Raw genomic sequence first — 21,510 nt, 5'->3', positions numbered from 1 at the left:
AGCTTCTAACATAGTATTGTGTCAAACTGGAAATGTGGGTATTAACACTCAAACGCCAACAAAAAACCTTGATGTCAATGGGGATGCAAGAATACGAACAATTCCGGCTTCTACTTCTACTAATGACACCTTTCTTGTAGCAGACGTTGATGGAAATATTTTTTCTAGGACAAGTAATATATTAAGAGTAGCTTCTCTTTCACAAAATGGTACAACAAATATGTCTGGATATTCTCCTACGCAGTTACTAGATTTTTATTTTGTAGATAGAGTACATACAGTAACCCTTCCTCCTCCAGCAGCAGTATTCAGAGGTAGATTGATACGATTTTATTTATATGGGGGGACAGGTAGTAATTTTGTTGTAAATGGTGTTGCTGCCGCTAATAGTGGAACGACTGTGCCTTTAAACTGGGTTTACAGTGGTTCTACTCTTACAATTTCTGGAAACAATAACAATAGATTCAAATTTATAGATCTGATTTGCGATGGAGCATCTTGGTATGTTGATAATAGATAAAAAATGTAATTGACCTATTTATATTTATAGTTGATCAATATAATCATCAGCAGAAGATTTTTAGCATATTTTCAACTTCACAGAATACATTTTACTGTGATTATTTCATTTTTTTTATGAAGTTTCAGTATATGCTTCTAGTAAGCTTTCGCAACCTGTAAATATTTAAGTGAGACTAAGAATTTCTTACGTAATGCAGCAAATGTGCGTGCTGCATTCTCATTTATTGAATCATTCTGAAAAGTGTGAATGCTTATATAAATAAGGTATTCATGGGCGCATTAATCCTATGCACAATTATGGACTTTTTTGCCCAAGCGACGCTCAATATTTTCAAGGGCAGATCATAACAACAATTGCCGGGCAGGGTCTTATTTTTGGAAGCTCATTCAAACTTATATGTTGTACTATAAAGAACATTAAACAACACAATGATTATGATTTTCACCTGAATTAATAAGATCAGAGTGGGAGGACCGGTTTTTGAAAAAATCTTCATAGAAAATAACTAATTAGATAAGCGGTTATTAAACAATTGGGAAGCTTATCACATAATTGAAGAATCTTAATAAAGTTATTATTAGGGAGATCAATGGATCTTTGCTGTATTATTGATAGAAGTCAGAATGATTGATTGTTCTTTAGAATTTCCGATTCGCCTAAAAGTACTTACTTCCATAATCATTTCCAATATTGTCAGAAACAACTTCAAATTTGCATAGAGAAATAGTAGTTCTTATTCTAAAATTTCCTATTTTATAAACAAATCATGTGTTCTTTGACCAGTATGGCCCAACAGATATCAACAAACTTTTACTAACAGGAATTGGGAAATTTCCAATAGGGGTAATGGGTGTATTTTCAAAACAAATGGTTAATTTGAGAGAAAAACTTATTAATGGGTTTTCAGGATCTAATATCAATAAAGATAAAAAAAAATTGTATTATATTTCAAAACAATATCACCTCTCAATTATATAGACAATGCTGTTCCAACCTTAATTTAACAGGGGAGCCGTGATAAAATTGTTCCTCTTAAACAATCAAAAAATCTTCATAAAAATCTTGATAAACTCAATATTCAAAATTACTTTATAGTGGTTGAAAACGGTGTTCATGGATTCATAACGACTGATTAGAATCGTCTTGATGAAATAGTAGAAGAACTCTGGTTAGCTTTATCGTTTCTCAAAAGAAATAATAACTTTTCTTAAATTACGTGCGAACTATTTCTATAACGGGATTAAAGAAATCACATTGTAATTATTAATCATTCTATTTTTTTATTTAACTGATTATAATAATAAAAGTAAATAATAAACCGTGGTATAAAATTCTATATCACGGTTTAGCGATTTATTAATGGAATGCTTGTAATTAAATAGAGTGGCAACATTAGCGAATCAAATACCACCTAGTATTTCAAAGAAATAACTATAAACAAGAGTGTTTGTGTTTGTTACTCGTAATTCCCCAGTTGTTTGATCAAGAAGTATTGTCGTTGTCCCAAGATTAGCATTTGTCCAGCTTATACTTGTATTTGTACTTGTAAATGCTCTTGGCTTTCCATCATAACCCTTCACAACAACATCAATAAAAGTTATAGGATTACTAAAGTCAGTGCCTATTATGGTGAAATCACCGTAACTATATGCTGCTTTAGTACCATTGTTATTATTATCGCTTTTGCTCACATAGTTAACAAATCGAACTCTTGCAAGAGTATTTGAGTTAGGAAAAGTGGCAATGAGAGTATTCCCTCCTGGTCGAAATCCACCAGAAACTCTGGTATAACCATCTGGAGCATATCGCACTGTACCATCTGTATTGTTAACATAAAGAGGTTTGCTAGTACCACTCACTAAATTTTTAGGAGTATTGTCTGTTTGAGTCTGACTAATTCTTACAGATCCTTCAATATCCAGTTTTTTTAAGGGTGTTAAGGTACCTATACCTACATTTCCGGCTGAATTTAGTACCATACCGGGTGCCTTAGTTGGAGTAGAGCCTGCATGAAACTGAAGGATACCATTACTACTTCCTAATCCGTAAAAATTAGTTCCCGCTACGTTATTATAAACTGCCAATTTTTTCCCAAGTGCATCATTGGGATCAATTCCAACGTTAGGACCAAGGTCTAATACATTAGTTGGTGTAGTTGTTCCAATACCAACTTTTCCGGAAGAATTTAACACCATTCCTGGGGCTTCTGTAGGAGTAGAAGCAGCATGAAACTGTAAAATGTCTTTGCTAGTTCCCAATCCATAAAAATCATTTCCAGATGCATCATTATATACTGCCAGTTTTTTTCCAAGTAAATGAGTAGGATTACTTCCAATAGTTGATCCTAAGTCTAATACCGTGTTTGGAGTATTAGTACCAATACCTAAATTTCCTGCAGTATTTAGTACCATACCCGGTGCCTTAGTTGAAGTAGAGCCTGCGTGAAACTGAAGAATACCGTTACTACTTCCTAGTCCGTAAAAATTAGTTCCCGTTGCGTCATTGTAAACAGCAAATTTCTTTCCTGATACATCATTCGGATCATTTCCAATGGTGGTTCCTAAATCTAATATACTACTTGGTGTAGTTGTTCCAATTCCCACTTTTCCGGCAGCACTTAATACCATTCCAGGAGCTTCTGCAGGAGTGGAGGCCGCATGAAACTGTAAAATGTCTTTGCTGGTTCCCAGTCCATAAAAATCATTTCCAGATGCATCATTATATACTGCCAGTTTTTTTCCAAGTAAATGAGTAGGGTTACTTCCGATAGTTGATCCTAAGTCTAATATGGTGCTTGGGGCAGTAGTACCAATACCTACATATCCTATAGAACTTAGTACCATTTCAGGTGCTTTTGCTGGAGTTGAAGCCGCATGAAACTGAAGTATTCCCGTACTACTGCCTAATCCATAAAAACTAGTTCCAGATTCATTATTATAAACGGTTAATTTTTTTCCAAGGACATCAGTGGGGCTAGTACCGTGACTTGGACCCAAGTCTAATATACTGTTTGGTGTAGATGTTCCTATACCAATGTTTCCATTAGGATCAATACGCATTTGTTCCCCATTTGAAGTTCTGAAGATTAAATCACTAAATAACGTGGTGCCGTCTCCGCGATAATAAGAATTTATTGATGAACCACCGGGAATATTTACAGCTCCTGCTACCATCGGACTAAAATAAATGGAACCTATAAAGTCATTATTAGCAAGATTCAATGGGTCTGTTGCTGTACCATTGGCAGAAGTCAGGATGATTGAAGGTTCTTTAGAAGTTCCAAAGCCTCTAAAAAAGTATTTATTTCCATAATCATTTCCAATATTATCAGATACAACTTCAAACTTGCCTACAGGAATAATTGTTCCTATTCCAAAATTTCCTGTTTTAAAAATGACATCATCTGTTTTTTGAGTAACCTTACGAATGGTTATTCCAGATTTGTCTTTAGCTTTATCAATCGATTGTGTTTTACTAGAATTTGATGTAGTAATTCTACTCTGTGAATAACATGTTGAGCAAATTAAGATAAGCCAACATAAGACTGTTTTTTTCATTTTTTTGAATATTTCATGGTTGTTTTTATTATAAAAGAATACGAGATGACTGATTTTTTCAATCTTTTTTCTTCTCAGACAAAGATTAATAAACTACTATAAAAGTATAAACAAAATGAATGTATTTTGGAATACTGATATGTAGTATTATTTTTATTCTAATGTAGTTTGTTGTTTACATTAAAGAATGGCTTAAACAATAACTTGAGGTATGGATTTAGTGATTTTTTAGATTTGTGAATAAAATAAAAACACAGAAATTTGGTGGCAGTTTTCAAGCAGGTGTAAATAATTTTAAATATATATGTAGTTATTGTTTTATATATAAATAGTTATAAAACTACAATAAGTTTGTGTTGATAAGGGAATATATACTTTAAATTTGTAATAGTTAAAAACATAAGCATTGATACAGTGTGTGTTGACAACAGTAATTGATATTAAATAATAAACTAATACCAAAAATGATAATGAAAACTCAAATTTTACATGTTATGAAAAAAAAATCTATTTTAATCATTATTCTCGGGTCATTAATGGCGTGTAATTCGCCGTCAAAGTCGCAAGAAGAAACGAATTCGTCAAAAGGTTCAAGTTCTTCTTTTAGTAAAGATAAGCTTGTCGGAAAATGGCTACAACCTATTCCTGGTATGGAAGCTGAGAAACAGGGCTTTGAGCTACATAAAGACGGGTCGGCAAGTTCTTTGAATATTCATACCTTATTGTATGATAAATGGGAAAAGTCTGGTGATACCTTATTGTTATGGTATCATACTGAAGGTGTGAAAGTACTCTCAAATAGTGTCGATACGCTTCTTATTAAAAAGCTTGATGATACAAACTTAATAGTTTCTCAAGGCAGAAGTAATGGGGAAAATGATGAAACCTATACTAAAGATAAATAGTTTTCATTTAAATAATTTTCATGTGATTAGTTAGCCAAGGATTATTTCTTGGCTTTTTCTATAAGAATGTAGTTTGGGATGTTGAGTAATCTATTATTTCTTTAATCATTTTTCTTTCTTGTCTTTACTACAATGGCGGATTAGTTAAAAAACTACAATTTATTAGTGGTAATATGACTGCGGATATGAGGGATATTGTTACTTAACTTTTTAAATTTGTTGTATTAAGGTCTGGATAGAAATAAATATATTATTATTGCGATTATTCATATCAGATTTAAGCAATTATCCAGAAGATCTAATTATATTGTTATATTAAGTTTAATTATCCGGCATTGCTATAATGTCTTTGCTGGATTTTTATTCTTACTTAATAAAAGGGCGCATTTACTGTTAGAAAGTTAGAACAAATGTGAAGTGAAAGTGCCTATGATATAAAGAATTGAATCAATAATTTATGGATCAGTGGTTACATCCTATTAAACAAAGATATTTTTTACGACAACATTGAAATAGAAAACATCTAATTATAATTTTTCATTATACTTTGTGTTTTAGGTTCTTTGAACCTTGTGCGGCAAAGATATTTGTCGCACTTTAACACAAATTTAAGTATTATTATGATAAGTAAAAAGATAAGAATTGTAGATAAGAGTATTGATAGCTAATAAAGGATATTATTATAATTATTGTTAGTTCCTTTAGAAAAATAACAGAAATACGAGTGCATGAAACGTGTTTGCAATTAAGATTAATTGATAAATAAACTATTTGGAGACAGTATATATTGTTGGTTTTTCTTATTAATTGCAACACAACGCACTCGTTAATAAACATAAGAATTGCTTTTTTAATTTGAATATTTTAAATATTATGTGTTGTTTGTTTAAACCATTAATGAATAGTACAGATTTAAAAATAAGACTAATTTTTCATCCTTAGTTTTTGGTTATTTGAACCTTGTGCGGCAATGGTGTTTTGCCGCACTTTTAAGAATTGTATTCCATAGTGATGGTGAGAGAATAGTTCGCAAATTTTGTAATTATAATGACACCAGAAACATTCATAAGTGTTTTAGTATAGTATAGAGGAAATAATTGTAAAAACAAAGATCACACTTTTAAAATATATTACTTTTCCTTTGTGAAAATCATAACAACGATACGGGACGTTAATAGCTGTGTCTGCAACTGAAATCTATACAAAGCTAATTTTTATTTCAGTAGCGGCACGGCGACCCGTCAAAGGACTCTATCAGATTTTCGATATATCAAAATGTTATATCTCATAGGTGACATAGATTGATAGAATCAAATTTGTTTAGTGAAAAAAACTACAGCGCATTAGCGATAATACGACTTGTCGCCAATTGTATTTTTAATAGTAGAATTTTACATTTGTATTACAAAATTTCATTATCAAAATTATTGTACAGAATAAGGTAATATTAATAAAACTGAAGGGAAAGTAGGGATGTAAAAAATTACATTACATTATAAAGAATACTATATTTTATGTGTCTTTTCTTGTAATAATTCTCTCATGCATCATAATGATCACATTAATAAAATAACAAATAATTTAAAATATTTATTACGATGAGAAAAATGTACTTATTACCAATAGTTTTCATAGGGCTTTGTCCTATGGACAGGTGGGTATCAATAATGTTACTCCCAAATCCACTATGGATATACAAAGTAAAACAATAGACGGAAGTACTTCGGAAGGACTTATTATTCCGCGTGTAACTGGAAATGCTCTACACACAGCAGAGACTGCTGGGGTATATGGTGCAGATCAGGATGCTACACTGGCCTTTGTGACTGCTCCGCCAGATCCTGCTAACCGTACCGGTCAGGTGGAGGGAATGGACAGCCGAGGGTTTTATTACTTTGATTCTGGTACTAACCGTTGGGTAAAGATAAGCTCAGGTGGTACCGTTACAGCTGGTGTTACCCAGCTGAGTTGTTCTGGTGCTAGCAATATCGGGGTACTTGAATCTGGAGAGGCTGCTGCAGGGATTAATACCATAATCCCCTATACTGGAGGTAATGGTGGTGTTTATTCCGGCATTAGTGTCCCTTCTAGTGGGGTAACTGGACTTACTGCTACGCTTTCCTCCGGTACGCTAAACAACGGTAACGGTAATCTGGACTTTGCGATTACTGGTACTCCTTCGGCTGCTGGTACTGCGGTCTTCACTATTACTTTAGCAGGAGAGACTTGCGGATTTACTCGTACAGTGGCTGCGAGTAGTTCTTTTCCAGACATACTTCCTGTAGTTATTAATGGTCAGACCCGTCAAATGAGAACTTATAACCTGGGTGCCGATACCTCGCTAGATCCTAATGTTCCTGTCCAGGCGATCATGGGGAACTATTATCAATGGGGGAGATCTACCCCTGCAGCTACTGCTTATGTCTCCAGTGGTAATATTTCTGGATGGAATACAAGTGCAGCTGCAGATAAAGCTTGGAACAGTGGTACGGAAGCGGTTCCGGTAAAAACGGCTAATGATCCCTGTCCTGCTGGTTTTAGAGTCCCTACCAGAAATGAATGGACTGCGTTTAATGCTTCAAGTACTTCGAGCAATATAGGAACGTGGGCTGTAAATATTTCAGGCGGTAGTAGCAATTTTGGTGCTGCAAAGGTATTTGTGAATAATGGAAGTACCTTAACATTCCCTACCGCAGGATTCCGTGAGAAGGATTTCGGAGGATTAAACTATCGTGCCTATAACAGTTACTATTGGAGCAACACGGAGAAAGATGCAGATGCTTACAGCATGTACATTCTTTTTGGTAGCATTAATACTGCGACCTCTATGATCCGCAAATATGGTTTTTCAGTGCGTTGTATTAATCAATAAATTTTTAGTAATTAATTGACTTAAAGATTACATTGAATAGAATAACAGTTATATACCATTTAAAGTGAAGATCTGTGCGGCAAAATCTTTTTGCCGCACTTTTAAATCAGTTTGTAGTGATTAGGAAAGGTTATAAGAGGTCGTAAGAAAAAAAATAATATTTCTGTAGTCATGTGATTTTAAATTAACTCCAATATTTAAAGACTATTATGAGTAATAAAATACAAATAATCTTGATATTCCTGTTTTTAGCAGTGGCAGTAAGAAGTTATGGACAATCAGTGAATATGTATTTTCCAAAGTTCGCTGGAAAAACCTATGACTTTATCCTTTTTTAAGGACACGATACCGAGGTTCAAAAAGGAAGTATTCCTTCCGATGGAAGGTTGTATTGGAAGTTCCAAAAGAACTTTCTCCTTATAAGGGGATGTCCCGATGGCTGATTATGTGTACTGATTTGTCAATTGGTAAACGGTAACAATAAGAATGAATTAAACGTCTTTACAACTGATAATAATTGAAAAATAACTATTATGAAGACAGTATAGAAAATGGGGTTTTCTTGTTTTTAATTTCAATAAGTTGCACATGTTAATAAGAACAACAAAGGATTTTTGATTTGAGTATATGTAATAATAATTCTTTTTTTATTCTTAATAATGGAAAATGGATAGATTTAAAAAATAATTTGTTGTCCTTAGTTTGGTTATTTCCGTCCTTTATGCGACAATGGTGTTTTTCCGCACTTTTTAAATTATATTTTATTTTACGGGTGATAGTAAAATAAAATATATATGTCATGACACCAGAAACATTAAGTATAATTTTAGATATAATACAGTATAAAAGTCATTGTTTCAAAAATAATAATCACTTTAAAATGTAATTACTTTTTTGTTTTATGAAAATTGTAACAACGATATGGGATATTAAAAGTTATGTGCAGCAGAGACATTCGTAAGGTAAATTTCTAAATTTGGTAGCATGATGATCCGTAAAAGGTGCATCACAATTTCATTAAGTTATCTATGAAATATTGTAGTTCATAAAAGTTTATATATACATTTATTTTAGAGGTATCACTTTGATTATCACAGGTTTATAGTATGAGAAAGAATGGAAGATAGATCGTTTCTGAGCTAATTTTTAATATTGAAGTAAAAAAACACAAGCAACTCTGATTAGTTAAAAAACTACAGTTAATTAGCGATAAAATGACTTTGGTTTAAGCAAGTAAGAAAAAATTGATATTTACATTTGTATAGTAAAGGCGAGACTTGTGGATTTACCCGTACTGTGCAACCCGGTGGTTCATTTCCTGATGTGGTTCCTGTAGTTATTAATGGACAAACCCGTCAAATGATGACGCATAATCTGGGCGCTGATACGTCACAGGATCCTAACGTTCCTAATCAAGCAATTATGGGAAATTATTACCAATGGGGAAAACTGAATCCCGTGGCTACGGCCTATACCAATGCCAATGCTATTTCAGGATGGAGCACTGCTTCTGCTGCAGATGGAGCCTGGAACAGTGGTACTGTAGCAGTGCCTGTAAAGACGGCTAATGATCCTTGTCCTTCTGGTTTTAGGGTTCCGACCCAGAATGAATGGGCAGGCTTTAATACGGCAAGTACATCAACTATTATAGGTACATGGAATGATAGTTCTACCAATTTTAATGCTGCCAGAAAATTTGTTAATAGTAATGGGAGCACTTTAACCATCCCTGCCGCAGGGAGCCGCCTCTACTCTACGGGAGCGTTGGTCAGTCGCGCCAACAACGGCTACTGTTGGAGCAGTACGGAGAACTCTACACGGGCTTACAACCTCGAATTCGGTAATATTAGCGTCCTTCCGGCAGACTATAGCGTCCGCACGTACGGATTCCCAGTGCGCTGTATTAATCAATAAATTTAGTAATTAATTTTACGTAAATGAGACATTAAATAAAATAACTGCTATACATATTACTTAAAGTGATGTAGGCTCTGTGCGGCAAAAAGCTTTTGCCGCACTTTTAAATCAGTTTTGAAAATTACTGGTGGTTGTAAGAGTTCAGTGAATAGAAAATAGTAGCGCTGATACTTTAAGAATTAATTCCAATATTTAAAGATTATTTATGATTTATACAAAACAAATCTTTTTGATATTCCTGTTTTTATCAGTGGTAATCAGAAGCCATAGCCAATCGGTGAGTATGTATTTTCCTAAGTTTGCTGGAAAAACCTATGACTTTATCCTTTTTCAAGGGCACGATACTAAGGTTCAGAAAGGAACCATACCCTCAGATGGAAAATTTGTATTAGAAATTCCAAAAGAAATTTCCCCTTATAAAGGAATGTCCCGATGGCTCATTACAGGTACACAGGAAGGTGGTGGGCTAGATATGATTATTCCCGGTCATGACTTTTCCATAGAATGTATATCAGCTGTTCCGGATAATAAGAATATTATCTACAAGAATAATAATGAGAATGACCTTTTAGACTCACTCTACAGAGATCAGAAATCTATTATTGACAAATATATGGCGATGAAAATGGTAACAAATTCATACACAAAAGAGGATAAAAATTTTGCGCTCTATCAGGGTGAACTTAACAAGCAGAAAGATCAGTATGCTCAGTTTCAGAAGCAATTACAAAAAAAGCAAGATTATCCTTCCAGCTATATCCCATTAGTAAATATCACAAATGGCATGGGCTCTGCCCTTAAGGATACAGAAGACGAAAACAAAAAAGAACTCATAAGGACAATAACAGAAGATATCCGCTGGGATGCTCTTTATACTTCCGGGAATTGGGATGGAGTGATCGGTATGTTTACGGAACTTGAGGATAAGGCCGATGGTGGGATTAGTTTTGCTAAAGATTTTAAAAATATTGGGGCAAGAATTTCAGATAAGATGCTTTATACTTCTTTTGCAGAACGTGTTACCTATTACCTGACCAAAGCTGGCCGTGATGATGTTATGACGCAGCTGGCTCCCATTATCCGCAGCTCAGGAAAAATAACTTCCTATGATGGTGTTCTCTCTGTATATCAAAAAGCAATTATTGGAAGTAAAGCACCAGATCTGATCATAACCCCAAATAAGAATTCACCAGCATCATCCGGGAAAGTGGACCTCAGTGATGGAAATCAAAAAACTCTCCTGGTATTCTATCAATCAGGATGCGGACATTGTGATATGATAATGAAAGATATTATTGCTAAACAGGATGAGTTGATTAAAAATAATATTAGGTTAATAGCAGTATCTGCTGATACAGACAAAAAGATATTCGAAGAAACGTCCACGAAACTGCAATGGAAAGGTATAATATCTTGTGATCTGCAAGGAATGAAAGTATCTAATTTTATGAATTATGGAGTACAGGCCACTCCTACTTTATTTACTATTGATGAGAAAGGAAATATTTTAACCCGCGGAAGTGCTACGTCTCCAATCCTGAATGACCTTTTAGGTCCTTCGAAAGAACTCTGGAGAAAGATCCGTAAGCCTCCCAGACCCTATGTACCTGAAAAATAAACATACTTATGAAAGATAGAATAATAACACGACAGACCATCAATCAACCTGACTATAAAAAGATATATACAGATCTTATTACCTTGAAATATCCTGATTTGATTGACCGATGTAAGTCTTTTTTAGAGAAAGAGAGTTTATTGGCTTATGATGTCATGCAGCTTAGCGAAATAGTAACTGGGAAGGTAGATAAAGAGACTGCTCTTTTTAATGGAAAACATAAGTCTTATGATGTTTGGACAATTTCAAAGATCCTTCATTTTCAGAAAGAAAGTCATTGCACCAATGTACAATTGGCTATTCGTTTTGGCACGAGCAGAAATACAATAGCAAAATGGAAAAAAATGTTCAATAAATAAAGTGCCATTGCTAATGCACTAACATTTGAGATTTAATACTATCAATAAAATGATGTTTTATGTTTAAAGAAATACATGTAGGTGAGTTAATAAAGAAAAGAGTTGAGGAGCTTAATATTGATGAATCAAGGATTTGTGCCTTTTTTTCATTATCCTCTGAAGAAATTGACGATATGTATAAAAAAAAAGATATGGATTCAATGTACATGCTGATGTGGAGTAAACTTCTAGAGTATGATTTTTTCCGTTTGTATTCGCAACATCTTATTTTGTACGCACCCGCAAGAGGTTCATTGGATGGTGTTGGTAAAAGTCATGTATTACCCACATTCAGAAAGAACCTGTATACAAAAGAAATTATAGATTTTATTGTGGAGCTCGTACATACAAGACAAAAAAGCGAAGCGGATATCACCAGGGAATATAATATTCCCAAAACTACAATTAATAAATGGTGTAAAAAATATGGTAAAAATGAAATTAATAACACTCCTAACAAGTAAATAATTAATATTAGAAAATTGATATAAAATATTCTTTATAAGGCAGTAATAATGACTAAATGAAGATGTAAATATTTAAACTAAACAAAAAATGATTAAAAAAAAATGGAGAACGATATTTCTAGTCCTCTTTGCTTTTGTATGCATTGGTTGCTGTGAAGAAAAAAACATACACAATATACTTAAGAGTACTGATGTACGGGAGGTTCAAAATTATCTTGATAATGCCCGGGAAGATGACCCAAAAGTTATTGTGTTAAAAAAAAGGATTATAGAGTTGAAAAATAAGGAATGGGTTAAAGGGGCGGCGGATGCAAAACCTATGCAATCAAGACCTGTGACAATGGAGCAGACTCTCGTTTCAGAAATTGATCGTGAAGAATTTAATAAACTCTTACAGGAAGATGATGAAACACACAGAAAAAAAACAACTGACCTCCTTAACGAAATATTTAATGATACTAAGCATTCGCCTAATAGTGTGTTGTTGGTGAAAAATCAAAGCGGGTGCAATATGATTTTACATATTATGAATAAGCAAAATTATAATTTGGCTGTTCCTGCAAAAGGAGAAAATTTTATTGTTCTTCAAAAAGGTAAATACACCATTACAGGAACTATTTGCGGTTCTCAATATGAGCAGATAAAAGACCTTAACAGAGGCATCTGCTTAACCCTTAATCAACTGTAGTAATACTTGGAATGATGTTGAAAGGTTGCTAGGTATGTATCAAATACTGAAAACAAATGGAGATAAAAAAGAAATTGTAGAGTGAGCTGCTAGTTACAAAAGTAGTTTATGAATGTTTAAAAATGAATTTTAATTAATGATAAAATTAAATAGGAAGAAGTTTGATTTATGTTTACGCTATACTGGAATTCTGGCGGTTTTGATATTATGTGTTCTTTCATGTGATCAGTATTCTGATGATGTTTTACAAGGAGGCGTAGAACATCTGGTATTGGTTAAACTTCGTAAAGGTGTTACTAAAGAAAAAAGACAAGAGATAATCAATAGGTTTATGGCTTTAAATCATTCTTTGAAAAACGCTAAACATTATTTAAAAGTAGAATATGGTTTTCAAAACAGCAAGGAAGGTCTGGATGCCGGATTTGAGATTGGCTTTAGGGTCCACTTTAGGTCTATAGAAGATAGGGACTATTTTGAAGGAAAACCTTTTCAGACTGAACCTGGGAATTTCGATCAAATGTATGATGATTTAAAAAGCTTCATCACTCCTTATCTTGAACCGGATAATGGGATGCTGATTTTTGATTATACCAGCAACGGAAAAGGAGAGCATCTTCCTTCTATTGGAAATAAATTAGACCACTGGGTGTTATTTAAATTCAGAAATAACATAACATTTAGTGAGAAGCAAATGGTGATTGACCGTTTTTTGGCTTTGAAGAATTCATTGAAAAAAGGTACTGCTTATATTCCTTTTATAGAGTATGGGTATGAGAATGGTAAGACAAAGAAAAATCAAGGTTTTGATGTAGCCTTTCGGGTAGGCTTTTCATCATTAGCTGATCGTGATTATTATGTAGGAAAACCTTTCCAAACTGAACCTGGAACCTTTGATCCGATTCACGATGATTTTAAAAATTTTGTTGGTCCTTACCTTGATCCCTCGGGAGGAGTACTGGTTTTTGATTATGAAGTGATAAAGCAGTAACAAGTTCTTAGAGAGAATCAAGAAGGATTATAGACTTTTTTAAGACCGGAGAATACAAAAGTTCATGACATTTAATAAGTATTTAAATGATTACACATAAGGATAAAATAATTTAAAAATTGAAAGAATGAGTAATATGAAGATTTCCGTGATTATACCCGTTTATAATGCTGAAAAATACGTTTTAAAAGCCGTACGTTCTGCTTTATTATTTGAAGAGGTGTACGAAGTTATTCTTATTGAAGACAAATCCCCCGATAATGCTTTACAGATTTGCCAGGAGATTGTTAAGAAATATGACAAGGTAAAACTTTATCAACATCCTGATAAGAAAAATCATGGAGCAGGAGCAAGCCGGAATCTCGGAATAGAAAAATCAACCGGAGATTTTGTTGCCTTCCTGGATGCTGATGATTATTTTCTTCCCAATAGATTTGATGCTGAAAGGGAACTTTTCATTGATAAGAAGGTAGAGGCAGTTTATGGTGGTCTGGGTGTGCATTATTATTCTTTAGAAGCAAAACAACAATATTATCATCTATTTGGAGATCGACTCACAACCGTTTATAAATGGCATGATCCAAAAGATGTTTTTCCGGGGCTTATTCGTATGTTGGGATCTTTTGGATTGTTCAGTATTGATTGTTTAACAATTCGTAAGGAGCCTCTCATAAAAAAAATGGATATCTTTTTTAAGCCTTTAAAACTCCACGAAGATAGTGAATTTTTCTTCCGCTTGTCATACTACCTAGATCTTTATCCAGGAATCATTGACGAAGCTATTGCAATGAGAGGTGTACATGAGAATAACAGAATAACGGAGGTCGATAGCGGCAAAGTAAACCCTGCGGTGTCAAGGGCAATACTTTGGAAAGAAGTTAACCGCTGGTCACAAACTGAAGATGGTATGAGTGAGGATGCTAAAACCCATATCAGAAGAATGCATTATAGTTATGAAATTGCGAGAGCCCCAAAGCTCAAAAAATGGAAAATGATCATTAAGCATCTTTTTACAGATTATAAAAATATATGTTCTGGCCTTTATAATATCAATTTCAGGAGAGCTTTGCTTTAAAATTTCTGATTGTATTTACATCTACATAGCTGTATTTGTAATCATAAAGTTAACATGAGATTTCTTGTGAGCACGTGAGCTTAAGGAAGAGATAATTTTTCAGAAAATAAGATTAAAAGAATTTTAAAAGTTATCAAATATGAAAATATCTGTTATTATTCCTGTTCGTAATGCTGAAAAAAGCATTTCAAATGCTGTAGAGTCTGCTGTACAATTAGAAGAGGTTCATGAAGTGATACTCATTGAAGAGGAGTCTTACGATAATTCATTAAAAATATGTCAGGAACTTACAGATAAATATGAGAAAGTTAAACTTTTTCACTATTTTGATGAGAAGAATCAGGGTGCCGGATCAAGTATGAATCTAGGAATCGAAAAAGCATCAGGAGATTTTATAGCTTTTCTCAATGCAGGTGATCACTACCTTTCAAATCGTTTTGATGCGGAAAAAAAACTGTTCCATAACCCTGAAGTAGATGGTGTTTATGGAGCTTTAGGCGTTCATTATTATTCAGAAAAAGCACGGGGATTATATTATTCCATTTATGAGGATCACCTTACTACTATCCACCAAAAATGCCCTCCTGAATTAGTTTTTCCTGGATTAATGAAACTTGGAAGTCTTTTTGGTGACTTTAGTATTAATGCAGTAACTGTACGAAAAGATCGCTTATTAAAAAAAATGTCGGTTTTTTTTAAACCTATTCAATTTCATGGAGACACTGAATTTTTACTTCGTCTTTCTTACTATTTAAACTTATATTCCGGTATATTAAACAAACCGGTAGCAATGAGGGGAATCTCTGAAAATAGCAGGATTTACGGGATTGCTCCTGAAAAAATAGGTCTAATTTCAAAACTAATATTATGGAAAGAACTTCATGATTGGACAGATCATGAAGATTCAATTTCTACGGAAATAAAAATGCATACAAGAAGAATGTACAATAGTTTTAGAATTGCTAACGCTTCGTTTTTCAAAAAATGGGCTATGGTTATTAAATATATAATGGTTGATTATCCATGCATCCATTCAGATGTTTATAATGTTAATTTTATAGATTCACTTTGATTTACTTGTTTTAAAGTTCAGAAAAATATTACAAATATTTTGTTTACAATAAATACCATACCGTGATGATGCACGAACAGTCACAAGTAGTGTAGTAACTATCTATTTTATAGTTAAGTAGATTTAACATAATTGTCAGCATAGTGTCTATTAAATATTTTTAATGGTGATCTACTTCAACTAAATATTTTTAAAATAATAATAATGATATCGAAAAATGATTTTTCAGAAATGCCAAAAATTTCTATTCTTATTGCGCAATATAATAATGGTGAATTTTTTAAAGAATGTTATACTTCATTAAGAGGACAAACTTACAGAAACTGGGAAGCAATCATTGTTGACGATGCATCTACTGATAATTCACTGCAAATAATTAGGGATGCTATTAAATATGATGAAAGGTTTGTTTTGTATGAAAATATTAAGAATGAAGGTTGTGGATTTACAAAACGAAAATGTGTAGAGTATGCAACTGGAGAAATTCTTGCTTTTCTAGATCCTGATGATACACTTTATCCAACAGCTCTAGAAGCATCATTTATGGAGTATGTTCGGAACAAAGATATTGTAGCTACCTATTCTAAAATGATGTTATGTGATGAGAAACTAGTCGAAGAGGAAGTATTTGGTCCAACAAAAAAAATATTTAACAATAAATATTTTTTTAATTGTCCTGTGCAAATTGCTCATTTTTTCACATTTAAAATGGATGCTTACAAAAAGACATCTGGAATTAATAGTGCTTTGAAAAGTGCTGTAGACCAAGATCTATATCTGAAAATCTTAGAATTAGGAAAGGTTAAATTTATTAATGCTATTTTATATAAATATAGACGTCATTCCGGAGGGATATCCCAACAAAGTGCAAAGCAAAATGCGAAAGAATCATTTTCAATGGTTATTTATGAAGCTATGAAGCGAAGAGGTATTAAAAGTATAAATTTTAAAAAGGTTCCTGATGTATATGGAAAAGCTGAAGAGATTAACTCTCTTCTTAATTATCAAATAGGGATTTTTTACAGAGCAAAAGTGAAATTCAAATTACTATGTATTGAGTTGAAAAATATTTTCTAGAGATTATATGTTTTTACGGACATATGTTCATGTTATAAATTGTCTAATCCCCTTATCCTGATAATTCTTGAATAAGCCGGTCTTGCTAGGCCGGCTTTATCAGTAAATGTGTTAAGAATAATATTTATTGTGAAGGTGAACAAGTTCAGCAATAGAATTAACTTGTAATTTCTTGAAAATTCTAAGCTTATGGGTGCTCACTGTTGACATGTGAATATTAAGGCTATTGGAGATTTCCAGAATGCCATTTCCTTCAACAAGGCTTTGATATATTTCTATCTCTCTTTCAGAAAGTAGATCTAAGGGTCTTATTATTTTGTTTCCGGAATCTTCATTATTGTTCAGGAATTCATGCAGTAATGCCTGAGGGTAATAGTATCCTGCTGTAAAAATCGAATGTACGGCCTCTGCAATTTTTGCCTCTTCACATGATTTATTAAGATAACCCTGAGCACCTGCCGAAAGATAAGAAACCGCCTGGCTTTCCTTATGACTGGTGAAAACTAATATTTTGATCTCACTGCGTATTTTTTTTATATCCTTGATCATATGTTCGAATGTACTTCCGGGCATTTCTATGTCTAAAATTAGTAACTCGTATTCTTTTTCGGTGATTTTTTCAAGAACTTCAGGATATGTTTCAGCATAATCGATCTGAAATGTCGGATCATATTCTTCTAAAATGATAGAAGTAGCCATTCTAACTACATAATGGTCATCTGCTATTAATATGTTTTTTTCCATAATTGTTTATATTTATTTGGGGATTTTTATTTCTACGATTGTTCCATTAGGAACGTTATTTTTAAAATTTATTTGTGAATTAATTTTGTCAATGAGCAACAAAACGAATTTAAGCCCATAGCCTGAACCCTTTTGGAGCTGCACTTCTTCAATAGGAATCTTATAAATATTATTATAATGATCTATAAGGTCTTTAGGCATTCCGGTGCCACTATCGGAAATTCTTACATAAAGGAATTTGTCATCACTAAATGAATCAAGTGTGATCTTTCCATTGCGGGTGTTTTTTACTGCGTTATCTATGATGTTATGTACGATTGCTGACAGGACAGCCTTGTTGGCAAGCGTGTAAAGTAAATCTTTTTGGTCATATTCAATTATAGTGTTATTATCAAGTGCTATATTTCCAAAAAAGATCATCTTTTCGTCCAAGACCTCATTTAGAAGATAGGGTTCTGTTTCTTCTACGGTGGTACCGAAAAGATATGCGTAATTACCCAACTCCAGAGTAAAATGATAAAGCAGTTCCGATGATTTGTGTATACTGTGGAAGTATTTTTTTTGGATTTCTAAATTGTCCGTTTCATCAAGCTTCTTAGAAAGATGTGAAAGGTGTTTTATAGGAGTTGAAATATCATGTGAAATGGCTTCAATGAGTTTTTCACGAATAATGGTGCTGTTATTGATCTCTTCTTTTTGAGCATTTATTTCTATATTAGCTTTTACTATAAGATCATCTTTGGATTTAAGTGCTTTGGTAGTGAATCTAATAATTAAGAATATGGTCAAAAGTGAAAGGAGGATAATGGCTACCTTAAAATATTGACTCTGATAAAAAAGAAAATGTACTTTAATGGTGATTGTTTTATAGGTGTAATTGTTATCAGGTTGCAAATAGCGAAATTTAATATGATGATATCCGGGCTCAAGTTTTTTTAATACATATTTTCTTTGTAAGCCTAAATCTTCCCAATTTTTATCGTTATCCAATGAAGCATCAATGTCAATATTATTCAGGTTTCTGAAATAAGGGAAATCCAAAAAGATCTCAAGGCTGGTGAAATGATTATTGGGTACGTGTAAGGTGTCATTTATAACAGGTATTTCCCGATTGTCTAATTTAGATCGTTCAATGAAAAAATTGGAGGGTTTGGGGTAAAAAGATTTTATTTTATCAGGTCTGAAAAATACAAGCCCCTCAAGTGAAGGAAGTACCATTTGCCCATTGGATAACATATTTCCGGCGGGGTTTCCTGAGCCGTTAAATTCATTAATAAGTAGTCCGTCATCAATAGTGTATCTGTAATAAGAAATAGGTACACTGCTATCAAGAGAGAATTGTAAAAGTTTTTCTTTTCTTACTTTAAAAAGGCCATTGTTTGTTGATATCCAGAAATTTTTTTGACGATCTTCCAATATAGTATGAGAATCAAGTAAGTAATTATTTTCATCTAAAGGCATTCTGATCAGTTTATTATTTCTGAGCATATAAAATCCAAAACCTTTTGTGATAATCCATGTATTTTGATCTGAAGTTTGTATAATTTTTTTAATAGGGAAGTTGGCTAGTTTTATAATTTCTTTTTTTGATATATTACCAATGTAGAGTCCCTTCTGGCTGCCAATAAGGAGTTGTTGTTCGCTGTACTTTTTTACATCGTATACCGGATATTTAAAAGAAAATAATGAAGTTGCTTTTTTTGTTGTTTCATTATACTGTGAAACATGATACCTGTGATTTATAAAAATTTCAAGAAAAATGATTCCATCTTTGCTGAATACTTCGTCAATTTGTTCCTTTATGGGTATTTCGACATAGGTGTGATTATGTGGAGCTTTAAGACGTTTATAAAGTATATGGTTTTTTGTAAAGTATATATCTTTATGAGTGCCTTCGCCCATAGAATACTTATTGTAGTCGAAATAAAGATCTTCATCAGCGTCTTTCTTTGTCGAATTGATTTCAGATATGCTATCAAAGATATCTCCTTGTGGAGTTATTACACTATGGTCATCAAAAGGAAGTGTTGCATAAAAAACATTATCTGCAAATGGTAGTTTTTTCTTTGCAGTGCTAAACTGAGGGATAGTTAATACATAAAGTCCTTTTGTAAGACTTCCTAAGAATAAATTACGATTTTCCTTATCATAAACAATAGCATTAATGTATAGGGATCTGAGTAGTTTATTGAAATTAGGGATATGGTTAATCTTTTCCAGATGAAGTTTGTTATCGGAATATTTACTAATATAAAGTGTATCTCTATAGCTTACGTAAACATGGCCAGTGGACTGACTCCAGTACAAATTGCTTTGTGGATCATTATACAAAGAATGTCCTTCTATAGTAGAAAGTTGGCCGTTGGTAATTTTAAGGGTTTGATGTCCACGGGGATTAGCAATAAAAATGTTGTTTTCGTGAATGAAAACATTCCTCATCTCATGCATGTTGAATTTAATATTTATTTTTTTGCTAAGACCACTTGCGGAATTATAATAGGTAATAAGATTATTATCAAAAAAATACACATCCTTATTCAAATTGATAAATAAATGAGCATCATTTAACATTTTAAGTGGAATAGCATTTTTATCAAAAGGATAGTATTGATTGTCGTTATAGAGAATGAAAGAGTGGTGGTATTTTGAAATACCTTTTGCCTTTATTAGTTTTCGTTTCGTAATAAGAGAAAGTGTAGTTCCATCGTCGGCGATGAAAATGGAGTCCTTTTCAATATTTCCAAAAAAATTTCGATATCTCTTTTTATTAAATGCTTGATCCGTCGTTAAAAATTGTTGTCCATCAAAACGGGTGATTCCATTTTCTGTAGAAATCCATATAAAACCATATTTATCTTTTATAATATCTTTCACGCTATTCTGAGGAAGACCATTATCAATATTATAATTTTGCCATATGAATTCAGATTGAGCATAAAGCTTATACATAGCAAAAAGTAAAATAAATAAAATTCTTTTTTTCATCCTTTATATATTTGATCTTTATAGGTGTGTGATAGAGTGAATTATTTTTTTAAATTAAGAAAATAATTCACTGTTATTGATTCTTTTGTAATTAATGCTAATTTAACATTTTTTTTAAATAATTGTTAATTTAGTATCATTAATTATTTATTCTTAATAAGAATTAATGATATTTACGTAAATTATAATTATAATAGAATTGTTGTTTAATAAATAATTTTTTTATTTTATAAATATTTATATGAAATTATTAGCTTTTAGTTAAAATAACTTTGATTGTTAATCAAAGAGGGCTTGTTTATCTATAATACTAAAAGGTAGATAAGAATTATGATTAATTATGAGATGGGAAAACCCCTGGCCCATTGGGTAGGTTATTGTAAATTTTTTTTTCATCTTGTCTTAATTAGGCAAATGTGATGCCTGAAGTCATTTTATTTTGTAGTATTAGGTTTAACGATGTGTAGTTTTTAAGTTACATTCTGTTGTTTAATTTTTGATCGAGAAGGATTATATATTATATGTTCTTTGTGAAAAGAGTGATATTGGTAATCATGAGGCAGTTTTGATGGAAGTTTTGTTCATATTTATGCAGATCGTATTTTTAATAACCTGTCGATGTAA

At 32.6% G+C, this 21,510-nt stretch carries 15 protein-coding genes; 12 read left to right on the top strand and 3 right to left on the bottom strand.

Annotation, left to right across the window (positions count from 1 at the left end):
- The first annotated feature begins 34 nt into the window (after nt 1–34).
- Nucleotides 35–520, top strand: a complete 486-nt coding sequence (locus tag J7E44_RS07470) for a hypothetical protein (RefSeq protein ID WP_214827321.1) — start codon at nt 35–37, stop codon at nt 518–520.
- 1,403 nt (nt 521–1,923) lie between these two features.
- On the opposite strand, the gene J7E44_RS07465 is transcribed toward J7E44_RS07470, so the two are convergent.
- Nucleotides 1,924–4,080: a hypothetical protein gene (locus J7E44_RS07465; protein WP_214827320.1), complete on the bottom strand. Its 2,157-nt coding sequence runs from the start codon at nt 4,078–4,080 to the stop codon at nt 1,924–1,926.
- A gap of 536 nt (nt 4,081–4,616) precedes the next feature.
- Here J7E44_RS07465 and J7E44_RS07460 point away from each other — a divergent pair.
- The 11 genes from J7E44_RS07460 (at nt 4,617) to J7E44_RS07410 (ending at nt 17,157) form a co-directional block, all read left to right on the top strand.
- Nucleotides 4,617–4,985 (top strand): lipocalin-like domain-containing protein, encoded by a 369-nt coding sequence (locus J7E44_RS07460; protein WP_214827318.1) that lies wholly within the window; start codon nt 4,617–4,619, stop codon nt 4,983–4,985.
- Between the two features lie 1,654 nt (nt 4,986–6,639).
- On the top strand, nt 6,640–7,857 hold the full coding sequence (locus J7E44_RS07455) for an FISUMP domain-containing protein (RefSeq protein WP_502757493.1): 1,218 nt from the start codon (nt 6,640–6,642) through the stop codon (nt 7,855–7,857).
- 1,257 nt (nt 7,858–9,114) lie between these two features.
- Nucleotides 9,115–9,771 carry an FISUMP domain-containing protein gene (locus J7E44_RS07450; protein WP_214827306.1) on the top strand — a complete coding sequence of 219 codons (657 nt, stop codon included), beginning with the start codon at nt 9,115–9,117 and terminating at the stop codon, nt 9,769–9,771.
- Between the two features lie 208 nt (nt 9,772–9,979).
- A complete protein-coding gene (locus tag J7E44_RS07445; protein WP_214827304.1) occupies nt 9,980–11,392 on the top strand; it encodes a peroxiredoxin family protein in 1,413 nt (470 codons plus the stop codon).
- 8 nt (nt 11,393–11,400) lie between these two features.
- A complete protein-coding gene (locus tag J7E44_RS07440; RefSeq protein WP_214827301.1) occupies nt 11,401–11,751 on the top strand; it encodes a helix-turn-helix domain-containing protein in 351 nt (116 codons plus the stop codon).
- Nucleotides 11,752–11,810: 59 nt separating this feature from the next.
- Nucleotides 11,811–12,254: a transposase gene (locus tag J7E44_RS07435; protein ID WP_214827298.1), complete on the top strand. Its 444-nt coding sequence runs from the start codon at nt 11,811–11,813 to the stop codon at nt 12,252–12,254.
- A gap of 91 nt (nt 12,255–12,345) precedes the next feature.
- The gene (locus J7E44_RS07430) at nt 12,346–12,945 is read left to right on the top strand and encodes a DUF6759 domain-containing protein (RefSeq protein ID WP_214827296.1); all 600 of its coding nucleotides are present in this window, start codon (nt 12,346–12,348) and stop codon (nt 12,943–12,945) included.
- A 136-nt stretch (nt 12,946–13,081) separates the two neighbouring features.
- Nucleotides 13,082–13,933 (top strand): Dabb family protein, encoded by an 852-nt coding sequence (locus J7E44_RS07425; RefSeq protein WP_214827294.1) that lies wholly within the window; start codon nt 13,082–13,084, stop codon nt 13,931–13,933.
- A 127-nt stretch (nt 13,934–14,060) separates the two neighbouring features.
- Nucleotides 14,061–15,008, top strand: coding sequence for a glycosyltransferase family 2 protein (locus J7E44_RS07420; RefSeq protein ID WP_251040523.1), 948 nt, complete (start codon nt 14,061–14,063; stop codon nt 15,006–15,008).
- 139 nt (nt 15,009–15,147) lie between these two features.
- Nucleotides 15,148–16,080 carry a glycosyltransferase family 2 protein gene (locus tag J7E44_RS07415; protein ID WP_214827292.1) on the top strand — a complete coding sequence of 311 codons (933 nt, stop codon included), beginning with the start codon at nt 15,148–15,150 and terminating at the stop codon, nt 16,078–16,080.
- Between the two features lie 204 nt (nt 16,081–16,284).
- Complete coding sequence (locus J7E44_RS07410) at nt 16,285–17,157, top strand: glycosyltransferase family 2 protein (RefSeq protein WP_251040522.1); 873 nt, start codon at nt 16,285–16,287, stop codon at nt 17,155–17,157.
- Nucleotides 17,158–17,268: 111 nt separating this feature from the next.
- Here J7E44_RS07410 and J7E44_RS07405 read toward each other — a convergent pair whose 3' ends face one another.
- Nucleotides 17,269–17,901 (bottom strand): response regulator transcription factor, encoded by a 633-nt coding sequence (locus J7E44_RS07405; protein ID WP_214827290.1) that lies wholly within the window; start codon nt 17,899–17,901, stop codon nt 17,269–17,271.
- Between the two features lie 12 nt (nt 17,902–17,913).
- Nucleotides 17,914–20,886 (bottom strand): ligand-binding sensor domain-containing protein, encoded by a 2,973-nt coding sequence (locus J7E44_RS07400; protein WP_214827288.1) that lies wholly within the window; start codon nt 20,884–20,886, stop codon nt 17,914–17,916.
- Nucleotides 20,887–21,510: the final 624 nt, after the last annotated feature.

Origin of the sequence: Chryseobacterium sp. ISL-6 (genome assembly GCF_018613715.1) — a bacterium.
Taxonomy (GTDB): domain Bacteria; phylum Bacteroidota; class Bacteroidia; order Flavobacteriales; family Weeksellaceae; genus Chryseobacterium; species Chryseobacterium paludis.
This window is presented reverse-complemented; position numbering and strand designations above follow the sequence as displayed.